An 11,617-nucleotide genomic window follows, 5' to 3' on the forward strand; every position below is an offset into this window, starting at 1 on the left:
GAATTAATCCTGCGTTGCTGCCTGCCTTGTGGGTGGCCGGATGGCCGTGGAACGGGTGGCCGGATCATCGTGGAATCAGTGGCCGGATGTTCATGGAATGGGTGGCCGGATGCCCGTGGAATCCGCACATGCAGGGCACGGGATGTCCCAGTGGCTATCCAAGTGGTATCTGAAGGCACCTCGATACGTCCACCACTCCAAGCCTTGGGAATGCTCTCGCAGTTCCTTGATCTCTTTATGAGAGCGCTTTTTCGGCTTCTGCTGTGATGATCCAGGCACTTCATCAGGTTTTTCGAAGGTCGCTCGGGCGTTTGCGATGCTTTGTTTGGCTGCCTGCACCTTGATCGTGTGGAAGTCCTTGGCAAGGGTCGCAGGGATTTTTGACTTACTGCCCACCCAATCCTCCAACTCCAGTCCCATGGATGCGAGGATGAGTTCTGAGGTTGTCCAGAACTCCCCCTCCCAGTCGCTATCCACGACGCCGGCGTATGCTGCCTGGCCCGAATGGAGTTCGGCATTTCTACGTGAGGAGATCAATTCGCATGACTTAGCATGCGGTGTGCCGAATTTTGCCACCGTATGCTTCAGTCGTGCGAAAACCACGTGAGCACTGATGGTCTTCACCTTGGTATCGGTTTCGACACCGCAAGCCTCCAAAAGGCTATTTGGATTGTCGGTTTCCACGACCAGGCAAGGATGAATCGCCGCAAGCTGAGCTTTACCCAGGAGTTCAAGGGCCAGAGCTGCCCAAATCTGATAGACCTCCGAATCCTTCGAGGCCTTAGCTTGCAACGCTCGCAAGGCGTAAAGCCGAGACTTCCCTAGCAGCGCCTCCGCCGAGATTGCTGATGGCACGTCCTTGCGCGGTTTTTTTACGCCACTTCCCGTGTTAGCCATGGTTGCCTCTCTCCATTACGGTGACCCTAAGGAGTTTCCGCTCAGTGCTTCCCTGTGCAGCTCCGCGGCGATGTAGAAAACGCCAGTTATCAAGCAGCAAGAATTTCCCGGCCTGCCAAGTGATTGCCTGTCCGTCTGCAGGCTCAAAGAGATCGATCGCGCGCACGATCTCCTGGGCGCCGGCATCCACTGGCGTCATGCAGCCAGGGTCAAACCTGTAGTAGCAATCAGAACTTCCTCGAGCCGCGACGTAAAAGCTGTTTCCGCCATTGGTAACCCTGAACACCGACGACCGAGCACCATCAACATTCAATGGATCGAATGTGCTGCCCTCGCAGAAGAGCGTTTGGGCAGTGTGTGGGGCGGCCTCCAAGCAGGCCATAACTAGGTACCGCGGCGGCGTACTCCAGTGGGCTCCGTCGGTGTGCCATGGGAATGGGCTCAGCCCATAGCGGAAGCTGAGAGAGCGACGATTCGCAGATCGCCTATCAGTCGGAATTAGTACATCGACCAAAGGCCCCAGGCGTCGCGTTGCCTTGGGCTGCCCGAGGAGAAAGGCAATATCGAGCGCAGTTTGCTCTATTACTGCGGCGCCATCATCCGGCAATTGAAAGCTCGCCCATCCTTTTGAGCTCAAAGCTGAAACGGCATTCTTGATCAGGTGTGGCATTTCGCATCCTTGCGGCGGGAGGGCAACGTGAACGATTGTAGAACCTCAAAGCTATCCGAAGCGTGCTCCTTCGCTGGCATGCTGGATTTCACTCTTCGCAGTGACAGCGTAGTCGCCCTGCGTAAACCCTAGGTGCGCCGAGCTGATGCTAGCCCAAAACCGTGCCCCCCCCATTAGCGGTTCAAATCTGGTTCAGCACCCCTCCTTCATCACCTCTAGCTGGGTATTACATTGGTTGTACACGTGGACACCGTCGCGGTCTGACTGACAAATATCATGCGCTCAAACACAGCTGACTTGGCGCACCAGACCTATCCCCGAAAATTGCTCCACAGACCGAAGGCTTCTGGCCCTCAGGTTAACTGCAACTCGCCGCAATACATTGATGTCTCTATCCCAGCTGTAGCCAAGCTAGCTTTCGGCCGAATTGGGAGGATGAATGAGGTGATGAGTCCCAAGCAACGTCGTTGCGATCATTAAGTCCGCCTTGTCGCGGATCAGGTACCCGCCACACGTTCCAATATTGCTCCGACCCCATCACGACTTTGGAATATCACCTGGCCAGCTGAAACTACCTTTCCGTCTCCGGAGCTTTTCGCATTGTCAGGGGGCGGGGCCAGCATCGCCGGGGTTTCAGCAACTGCCGGAGCGTTATCAGAAACCAGGTTTTCTAAGGCCTCCTCTAGCACGTCGAGCCTACAGAACGGCTGCATTGTCCAAGCACCTTGATCGCCCAAATCGACAATTCGTCGTTTGCCTGTGTACACGGAACCAAGATCATCAATATCTACCGCGCTTCGCCGAGCAGCATCCATTTCGGCTCTCGCTAGCCCCAGAGGGCCACCAATGAAATGGTTGGCCATAGCGTTTAAACCTAAGAGATAGAAAGCGTTGGTGAAATTGATTTTCTGAACAGTTTTTATCGCTTTGCTGGTAGTGCTCACTCGGCTCGAATGCCCAGCGCCCGGAGGAAGAGAAGAGCCTAGAAATCGTCCGTGCGCGGTTACTAGGCCGACACCATTCGGATTTGCCAACGAGGCCGCGATAATGCGCCCCTCGGTAGCCGTGCCACCGCCAGCTAACTTTACTAGTCTGTTTGAGTAGATTTGACGCTTCCACTCATTCTTGGCGATCTGTCGCACTTCCTGCATCGTTCGAGCAGAACCCTTAGCATCGACTAAACATACGTTGCTCGAGGAAGCAAACACAAAGTCAGGCGCGGGTGCTTTGGTTTTAGCTTTGGCTGAGCCGGAAGCTTTCGACGTCGATGCTGCGGAGCTTATGATCAAAACTGCGGGAGTTGTACAGTCCTCCCAATGACCGCACCATGCGTATCCTAGATCTTGCATCTCCAAGTAAGCCAAGGCTGCACCGATTGTTCCTTTTATACTGGAACCAATGAAGTCTTTGGTGTAATTAAAATTGTGATGAAGAAAAATTCTATTAGTTACCTTTGCGCCCGGACTGTAGAGATTAGGTGTCAGATAGCATAAAGCAGCTGCGCCCAGCCCTCGTCCAGCCAGCTGACCTCTTAGTCCAATTTTTTGCCCGAGTATTGACGCGCGGGTTGACGCATAAATAAAAAGCGATGGATCAATAGCTAGCGGTGGCCCAGCTGGAATAACGGGTTTATCCCATGATGCCTTCGTTCGGACTTGCTTCAATTTGTAAAGTTCGTAGCGTGGAACATCCTTAATTCCGTGGAACCACATTGGGCCGTCTCCAGTCGCTCGTACATGATGATGGAGCGCGATGATATCATGGCGCCACCTCGAGCAGGATCCCTGGCAACAGCCATGTCGCTTAGATGTTGGTAGCGAAAGCCTCGAAGATGTTATCCGGGTACGGTTTAGTTCGACGTCCCCGCTTGCCTCTTCAATTCGGCAACCTTGAAAGCGATTTCCTCTTTGACGCTCAGAGGGGGGATCTGGATTGGAGGCAAATCTTGGATGCTTTTCAACATGGCCCATGCCGCGAAGTCATGGAAAGGGTTAAGTCCCATCACATTGCCTAACGTTTCATCCGCCTGCAGCTTACTGGAGGCAATTTGCGCAAAGCAGCTGACCGCAGCGTCCAGGTGCCAGTCGGAAATGAACAATAGCAAAGCCGAAAACGCCAACAGCGGTTTGACATTTTTCAGCCCATTCAAGGGGTAGTGAGCTTTCGACAATCGTCTCAACGGGCTATGGTTTGAGCACATGAATGCTGCAAGCCGGTTAGTAAGCTGGAAGTGGTTTTGCAGAACTGTAGGGTCATAGACCGATTTTCCATGGTAGTCAGTGGCCAGCTTTTCGAGGCGCTCAACCATTGCACCTGGGTACAGGCGTTTCTCCCGGATGATGTCTAGCGTAGCGCGATGGCGCTGAGAAACCTCTCGCGTTGCTGCGGCCTCGAAATTAAAACCGGGAATGCCCAGCACCTCTGTCGTCAGCTCAATAGGCACAGCATCCAAATCTTGTGACCATGAGACATGACGATGCAGTCCATCCAACCATCCAGGCAGTTTGGGATCCAGCGTAATGGTGAACTGCGACTGTAGCTTGGTCTGGAAGAACCACTCGCGCATCCGCCGAATATCCCACTGCGTGAATATCTCTAGCTGAATGCCTTTGCATACGAGCTCCCGCACAACCCTGGAGACGCCATCCTTCGCAGACGAAAACTGGACAAGGTTTTCCGGGATGAACGCAGCTGAGACATTGCCCGAAAAGTCACAGAATGGATGGTGTCCTGTTGAACTATCGCTTTGAGGGAACCGGAAGTACGCCTGCCGCACATCGTGACCATCGACCTTGGACTTGCTCGCCCTTACCACCTCCGCACCTGTGCAGAAGCACGAGGGGCACTCGAGATCCGTCGAACAATGCACCTTCCAGCTTTCCGGAATGGGCGTACTCTTCGACGGCATGACATAACCAGTCTCAACCCCTAGCTGTGTTAATAGCTGCTGAACGTCCAATTCCATCCGGCGGGATGCGGAAAAAACGGTTAAGGGCATGGCGACTCCATTCACGCGAGGGTTGATTCATCATGCTCGAGCTTAACCACATTTCGCCTACTGCGCTAAGGGTGGAGCTGGCTCACTCGCCACTGCTGAAGATCACAGGTCAATAAAACCTTTCGTAGTCGCCTCGGAAATCACCGAGCTCCACCAGCCCCTCCAGCACAGCTGCACTCGATGTGAGGAGAGACTGCGTACGTTGAGGGCAATCCCAGCCAGCGGCGCCATGCTTGCCACCATGGAATAGATTGTTGCGAACTGTTTTCACCGTTCGGACAACCTTCGCTAGGTCAGATCTACAGTCTTGAAATCCAACTGGCGCCCACTCCAAAACCAACCCGGCTCCAACCACTTGCCGATCAGGTGGAGCAGCAAGAAGCTCTGCCGCTTCAGCTGTCAGCACGTAGGTTTCGGCATGGCGCTCTACAAATTTGTCCCAACCTGGTTCAGCTTTCTGCCCAGGGATTTCGAATTTTAGGTAACCGTTCTCTTTGAGACAGAACTCAAATCGTGAAAACCGGTAGAAGAAGTCAAACGCGAGCAATGAGAGCTCGATCGGTATCTCACCTTTACGCATAGCACCCTCTCGAACGGCCTGAGCACAAGAGTGAAGTATAACTCTACGAGCTTGGGCGCGCCGTCACTGGCTGAGCACCCAGGAACAAGCCACCCGCCACTTCAGCCTTCTAACCCTTTGGAGGTCAAAGCAGCGAAGCCGTGCGAGGGGTGAAACACCGAGCTCTTGGTGGAGTACACCACCCGATGACGTAATGGCTTGCGAGAACTCAAGCAAATCGCCGAACCGTCCTGCTCTATTTCGATCCAATTGATAGCCTAGAATTGCGAGGCTCAAGTAATCAGACTCAAGCCGTCCATGTAGTTGTTCAAGGCTGGGCTTATGATGGTTGCGTCCGATTTGTGAGTCTTTACCGGGGCTGTTTTGCCATCGAAGAACTTGGGCAGTGCACTTACCAGTTCCTGCTTAGTCGCGGCTCGCTTGGACGCTTGACCCGGAGCGCGCACTCCTGTGATAGGGACGCGAGAATGAGTTGTCCTGTGTGGTACAGAGTGGCCAGTTCGCGTGGATGGACATTCACCTGCAGGCTTGATTCACACACCCTAACGTCATCCGAGAGCAGTTTCGATCCTGCTCTCAGACGACCTGATTTGCGTCTCAGAAGAGCTTGTGCTCTCGACGCAACTGGATCGAAATCATCTTGGCGCAGCCCGTTAGGGCGAAGACCACAGCGCAGCTTGCTACGTACGGGAATGACTCCCACAGCGTCATGCATTGTGTGACCTCAATCGTCGCCCAAGCGAGATCCCACATTCCTTTGATTGCCATCGAGAGTGCTCCGGGAATGAGCAACCATGCACCGATAACCTTGGCTTGTGGGGATTGGGTGCACTCATACAGCTTGCGAAGCATTTTCACATCAGCATCCTCTGGTGGTAAGAAGATCCCACTCTAGGGAGGTGCCAATCGAATTTCCTCTCAACTGGATGCATTTACTCAATGACGGTGCTGATGACGCACCGCCCGATGGCATCTCTCAGCCGCAACGAGTCCTTGTGAGCCGCCGCCGTCTCAAGCCCGTGTTCCTGAGCGATTGCTGAAGCTATTTCGCGCCTTGTGTCCGCTCTTGCCCCGTTGATACATTCTGGGATCGGGGATGAAGTTAACGGATACCGACCCCTCCACTGCCGCGCTAGCAGATCGAACGCTAGACGCTAAAGCGTCCGGCTTTGAAGTAATCGACCTCTGACTTAATGCTCATCGTCAGTGTAATGGGCAGTGACCGCGACCACTCAACCAACTCCCGCGGCCGGCCTTTAACAAAATGAGGCGTTAACAGGAGGTACATCTATGGGCATCAAGATGAGCCAGGCACGAGACCAAAATGGCCATTTTTGGGATGCGGAGACCTATCAGAAAGGGCTAGGTGCAGAACCGATGCTGTGCATGCATTGCGAGACAAACGTGGCTCACAACCCTCCTTACACCAGGGAAATGTACGACAAGTCAGTATTCGTACCTGGTTACTTCCGCTTGAAGCCCAAGGGGGCTCATGCCGCGCACTGCGATTACGGCGTCGATGAAGAAATCGAAAAGATTGCGAAATCCTCAGAGGATCTCATCGAGAGCATTCAGCGCGACAAATATCGCCTGCGCTTGGTCATGATCCAGGAGGCATTGGCTGGCAATGCAGGTAAGCCTAGGCAGGGCGATGGAGAAAGACGCCAGGGCGGCCGTACTTACACCTCAAATCCGGGGCTTCTGCCGGCGTATGTCAACTCGGCTAACAGAGTCCTGAAGCTGCGCGCACTGTGCGCAAGCAATGAGGAGATGGAACAGCATCTTGAGCTGGTCTTCGAGGGCAACACCACCGTCTCGTGGGATCAGTTCTACTTTGAGCAAGAGCGCCATAGACACGCCTACCACGCCGTGTCACAAAACACCGTGTCGCACCCTATTGCAATCCAGGGGCGTATCAAGAGCGTGCGATACGCTGTTAAAGACAAGCCTTCGAGCAATGTGATCAACCTGGTAATGAACAAGGTGCAAGCCGATCCAAATGATCCATCCAATGGCATTGGTTTGGAGGTGAGCATCTGGTCGAACCAGCCCGAATGGTTCAAAGGCTTCGAGCAAGACGACGAGGTGGTAGTGCTTGGGATCTGGCGCCACTCAGTTTCTGAACCACGGCCAGCACCGATGCAAGGTGGAAGGTATGAAACCCTGACCAATCGTAGGCTCTCCTTAACTCTCGCACTAAAGGCTCAAATTAGCCTTGTCGAGCCCCTCAAGGTCGCAGGTAAGCGAGCCAGTGTGGAGCCCTCTGCTGCAGAGTAGAGTGCCCCCACCAAATCAGTGGGGGACACGCTATCAGTGCTTGAACAGTCCGAGGATCAAGTTGGCCAGGCCAATCACGATTTTCAGGATGTCCAGCAATCGGGTGACCCACCTCCGCTCAGGCTTCTGGGGCTTCTCAGGGGCGGGATTCGAAGGCGACACGGGTACCGGACGCCCCTGTTTGCCCGTATGCGGGCATTTGGAGCAGGCACAGCGCTTTTTTTCAGGCACAAGCAAATCTCCCAATCGAACAAGGAAATGACCAATTCGAAGGAAGAGTTAGCGAAGGCGGTGCTTGTAGCCGTTGAGCTCAGGGCCGTCAGCGAACAGCGGAACCTCCAGGAAGGAGTACCGAGAATAGGCAAAGAGGATAAGGAGCTTCGCCACAGTGGCCCGGGCGAACGCCAAGACTTCGAGCCAGTACTTGACCTCCCGTTGAAGAGAGGGTGTGAGTCCGATAAAACGACAGTACGAGGCAATGAAATCCAATGCCTTGCGCGCTTGCTCAGCCTCATCCAATGCTTTGGTTAAAGCACTCATCCAGACAGAACTCAAAATCGTTTTCCCCGACCCAAAGGCAGCGTGGATTGGGATTTCGCTATCTACGGGCAGGCTATTTTCGATCCCATGCTCAGCATCGTCTCTGAAGTCAGAGTCCCGCACGATGCTCTGCAGCTCAGCCGTGAACATGCTGAGCAGGATTTCAGCAATCTGCACCTTCATCCTGATCGTCACGTTTGTGTGCTTCGTTGAAGATTGATCGTCCATATGGATTCTCGTATTTGCCACTCAATCAACATAGCCACGTTGCTGAACACCAGCAACCCCCTAAGTACCGCTGTTAGGGTCGGGCGCCTGAATTGAAGCACCTTAGAGAGTGTCAATTACTCCGCTCATCAGTCCGGGTACTGACTCTAAATGGCCTATTCGCGTTTAGCGAAAGCGCAGCGGGATAAGTCGGGAATGATCTGTTGGTTACCTCGCATACACTTGAGTACAAATGTACTCCTGTCGAGATCGGGCACACATCTCCTACACCCGCTTCAAAGGTCGAACGCGAAGGGCTGGCTGTGGGCATCAACCTCTGCTGGTGTTGATACCTGTAACAAACTCAAGCAGGTCACAAAAGCGACCCGCTCCACTACGATCCAGTTGGTAACCTTCGATGCCGGCCACTCGGGGGCCATCAGCATCACATCGCCGGGAGTCTCCGATCATCAAGACCTGAGGCGCGTTCGATCCTGGGAGTTGGCTGGGTGCAACCTCGAGCTGGGTGCAGATGTGTTGGTACATGGCCACATCAGGCTTCATCAGCCCAACCTCGGCACTGAGCGCATAGCCATCGAGCCCCGGCAGCAAATTCCGGGCTACCGGGCAATACGGGCCACCCAAGTTCGAGCAAACGCCAATTTTTATTTGGTGGTGTCGCAGCAGAGCGAGCGCCGGCAGCGCATCCTCAAAGAGTGTGATCGATTCAAGTTCGAGCTCTAGGCAGCTCTGGAGCTCAGTGAGTTGAGTGGAGGAAAGTTTGATTCCAAAAAAATCAGCAGCCTCCTGCAACCCACAGGCGTTGGTCATAATCCAGCGCAGATCTCCAGGGGAAGCGGCGCGTCCCTGCTGTGAGCCTAGGCGGAGGAGCCGTCGAAAGGGGTTCTGCCGGTTTCGAATCTGCAAAAGCGTACCGAAGAGATCCAAAATTACTGCTGTCATTTATTGCTCCTCATCGACACGCGGCCTTTGCTCTGCATCGCAGCAGTCCAGCTTGACAGCTACTGTACAATCACTCCATGCGCGGCGAGCTCGTTTAGCAGCGTATCCCGGCGCAGCATCCGGGGGATCTTAAAGAGACTTCTGTATGCATAGAAGAGGCACACAGGCGTAAACAGCAGCCCGATACCAAAAGTCGCTGTTGCGATGATCAAACCCGCAGGAATTGCCGCTACCGCGAAAACAATCCCTTTAAGAATGCTGGATTTAGCAACCTGTCTCAGGTGATCAAGGTCATACTCAACCTTTCCATCTGCCTTTTGGAACGCCACTAGAACGATGGTTTTCTTGTTCAAATGCTTGTAGTACCATGTACGAGGCTTGTCAGTAACAATCGCCCCGTGCCTTTTCAAGTAGTCCAACATGCAAACTTCTTTGAAATAGAAAGTTTTTCCTTCACTGTCTTCGCACCGAACTTGGCTATAGAGCGTATCAATGTCAGCAGAGTTTTTAACATTGTAGTTCTTGACAGTGAGCTCAATTTTTTTCAGATCAGACATGCATTTTCCTTAGTGCACTTTTAAGTGCTACGTGAATACGAGCGCACATGAAGTCGTCCAGCGGATTGGTCAGCGGGATATATAAAGCTCTAAATCCAAGGTGCTCGCCGCGCCTTGCCAAGTACTACAGCTTGAAAGCGGCCTTTAGGCTGAGTGAGTCAACCCAATTGGATGCTCACCGCGGCTCGCTGAGCTCGCTAGCGATAACGTAGTAGTCTTTGCCACTTAGGCTGCGCATTAGCTTGAACCCCGCCCTTGTCTCAACCAACTGAAGTGGAGGGGTAGCAACCGTCATTCCATTCGAGCTCACGTTTGACTGATCGTTGTAAACGAGCGCCGCATAGCTCTGCCCTACCCTTGCTGCGTTGACAAGGTAAGCGTCGACCACCATACCCCAGGAAATGCCCCGCGCCTGAATGACCTCCGAGGGAAGATCCCGATCGAGCTCTATCGGCTCGACGGAGTGGTCAAAAAAGTGCTTCATCGTCGAAGTGGCCATTAGATTTGGATCTCGAAGTAAGGGTCAAAACCAGTGCTCTCTCCAGGGTAGCCACCTGGGTTCGAGACCACCCTGCCGCCGGCTCGCTCAACATCTGTAGCCTCATGCGTGTGACCGAACACCCACACATGGGCCTTCTCGATTAAACGCGGCCAGTCGTTGGTGTACGCTGCAGTAAGATGCCCGTCATGCTGCTCACCAATCACCACAGGGGATGGTGAGTGATGGGTCACTACTACCGTTTTGCCGTCAAACGGTCGAGCAAGCTCTTGGGTGAGCCAGTCCCGGGCGATGTGATTCCGGGTAACCAAGTCGTCCAGTCTCAATCGTCTGTAGTTCGAGTCTGCCCTGATGTACTTGAAGTCGTTCATGCCTTGCCTGGCAGCGTTGCTGGCCGCCAACAAATCCCCTGTGACGCTGTAGTCAGTCCACGCAGTAGTACCCAAGATCCTGACGTCACCCAGTATGAGTGCTTCATTCTCTAGCACGTGGACATGGCCGGCCGCAGCGCCCTTCATTTTTTGCAGGGTACGATCGATGTGACCGTCGTAGTACTCATGGTTCCCTGCGATATACGCGACATGGCAGGCGAAGGTATCGTTGGTCCACTGGACGCCCCTGGCCTTCTTGTTGATGTCGCCGGCGAGGATCACCAGGTCAACCCCCGCATCGAGGGATGGGGGGGCGAAACGGTGGAACTCGGCGTGGAGGTCTGAGTAGATTCTGATTCGCAAAACGCTGGCCTTGAGGCTTTAGCTATAAATTGACGCCGACTGGGTTACAGAGCGCACGCGTGCCGGGACTCGGCGCAATGGAACGGGAGCATCCCGACCTACACTTCCTCGATCAGAGCGCGGCACAAGCGTGCCAGTCAGTTCATTTCGCAGCACTATATTGCATGGAGTCGAACCGCGCAATATGGCTTTATCCTCGGCTTTGGGTATTCCAAATGTCGTTGAGAGAACCGCTAGCCGCAGTCTTGAGGCTGACACGTACCGCCCGAAACCTGTCTCAGGAAGACTTTCATGGTCGGGTCGAAGCTCGGCATATGAACAATATCGAGCGCGCGAGAAGCAGCCCTACCCTGTCATCGCTCGAAGACATCGCCATCGCATTGGGCGTTGATCTTGTAGCGCTCGTGGCCGTGGCCAGCGCTCATGACCGTAGCCAGACCCCGACGGAATTTTTGAAACACTTGGCCGGCGAGATCACCAAGCTTGAGAAGCTGGGTGTCCTAAACAAGCTCGACGGCGAGTTCACCGGCGGCAAGCTTCAGTCAGTGCACGGTCGCATTCGATCAGGCGCTGCCAATCGGACAGCGGTGCTTCAATGCAAAGTTGAAGGTAAGACGCAGAAGGAGACTGCGGAACTTCTGGGGCTTGCGAAGTCGACAGTTAGCAAATATTGGAATGAACGGAGCTGAGCCGAG

The 11,617-nt window shown here is 54.0% G+C and carries 12 protein-coding genes; 2 read left to right on the plus strand and 10 right to left on the minus strand.

Features of this window, described 5'->3' with window-relative positions:
• Nucleotides 1–90 precede the first annotated feature (90 nt).
• The 6 genes from INT12_RS13710 to INT12_RS13735 form a co-directional block, all read right to left on the minus strand.
• Complete coding sequence (locus INT12_RS13710; RefSeq protein ID WP_193040898.1) at nt 91–897, minus strand: hypothetical protein; 807 nt, start codon at nt 895–897, stop codon at nt 91–93.
• The gene (locus INT12_RS13715; RefSeq protein ID WP_193040899.1) at nt 890–1,567 is read right to left on the minus strand and encodes a TauD/TfdA family dioxygenase; all 678 of its coding nucleotides are present in this window, start codon (nt 1,565–1,567) and stop codon (nt 890–892) included. Before INT12_RS13715 ends, INT12_RS13710 begins: the two co-directional genes overlap by 8 nt.
• 497 nt (nt 1,568–2,064) lie before the next feature.
• Complete coding sequence (locus INT12_RS13720; protein ID WP_193040900.1) at nt 2,065–3,279, minus strand: hypothetical protein; 1,215 nt, start codon at nt 3,277–3,279, stop codon at nt 2,065–2,067.
• Nucleotides 3,280–3,416: 137 nt separating this feature from the next.
• On the minus strand, nt 3,417–4,565 hold the full coding sequence (locus tag INT12_RS13725) for a hypothetical protein (protein ID WP_193040901.1): 1,149 nt from the start codon (nt 4,563–4,565) through the stop codon (nt 3,417–3,419).
• Between the two features lie 109 nt (nt 4,566–4,674).
• Nucleotides 4,675–5,145 (minus strand): hypothetical protein, encoded by a 471-nt coding sequence (locus INT12_RS13730; protein ID WP_193040902.1) that lies wholly within the window; start codon nt 5,143–5,145, stop codon nt 4,675–4,677.
• A gap of 597 nt (nt 5,146–5,742) precedes the next feature.
• Nucleotides 5,743–6,003, minus strand: a complete 261-nt coding sequence (locus INT12_RS13735) for a hypothetical protein (RefSeq protein WP_193040903.1) — start codon at nt 6,001–6,003, stop codon at nt 5,743–5,745.
• A 432-nt stretch (nt 6,004–6,435) separates the two neighbouring features.
• Between INT12_RS13735 and INT12_RS13740 the strand changes: the two genes are divergently transcribed.
• Nucleotides 6,436–7,422: a hypothetical protein gene (locus INT12_RS13740; RefSeq protein WP_193040904.1), complete on the plus strand. Its 987-nt coding sequence runs from the start codon at nt 6,436–6,438 to the stop codon at nt 7,420–7,422.
• A gap of 279 nt (nt 7,423–7,701) precedes the next feature.
• Here INT12_RS13740 and INT12_RS13745 read toward each other — a convergent pair whose 3' ends face one another.
• From INT12_RS13745 to INT12_RS13760, 4 genes are all read right to left on the minus strand, one after another.
• Complete coding sequence (locus tag INT12_RS13745) at nt 7,702–8,190, minus strand: hypothetical protein (protein WP_193040905.1); 489 nt, start codon at nt 8,188–8,190, stop codon at nt 7,702–7,704.
• Between the two features lie 309 nt (nt 8,191–8,499).
• Complete coding sequence (locus INT12_RS13750; RefSeq protein ID WP_193040906.1) at nt 8,500–9,132, minus strand: HAD family hydrolase; 633 nt, start codon at nt 9,130–9,132, stop codon at nt 8,500–8,502.
• Nucleotides 9,133–9,191: 59 nt separating this feature from the next.
• Nucleotides 9,192–9,689, minus strand: coding sequence for a hypothetical protein (locus INT12_RS13755; protein WP_167656324.1), 498 nt, complete (start codon nt 9,687–9,689; stop codon nt 9,192–9,194).
• Between the two features lie 498 nt (nt 9,690–10,187).
• Nucleotides 10,188–10,922 carry a metallophosphoesterase gene (locus INT12_RS13760; RefSeq protein ID WP_193058877.1) on the minus strand — a complete coding sequence of 245 codons (735 nt, stop codon included), beginning with the start codon at nt 10,920–10,922 and terminating at the stop codon, nt 10,188–10,190.
• A gap of 314 nt (nt 10,923–11,236) precedes the next feature.
• On the opposite strand from INT12_RS13760, the gene INT12_RS13765 reads away from it, so the two are divergent.
• Nucleotides 11,237–11,611 carry a helix-turn-helix domain-containing protein gene (locus tag INT12_RS13765; protein ID WP_226926188.1) on the plus strand — a complete coding sequence of 125 codons (375 nt, stop codon included), beginning with the start codon at nt 11,237–11,239 and terminating at the stop codon, nt 11,609–11,611.
• Nucleotides 11,612–11,617 lie beyond the last annotated feature (6 nt).

Source organism: Pseudomonas sp. K8 (genome assembly GCF_014889455.1).
GTDB classification, from domain to species: domain Bacteria; phylum Pseudomonadota; class Gammaproteobacteria; order Pseudomonadales; family Pseudomonadaceae; genus Aquipseudomonas; species Aquipseudomonas veronii.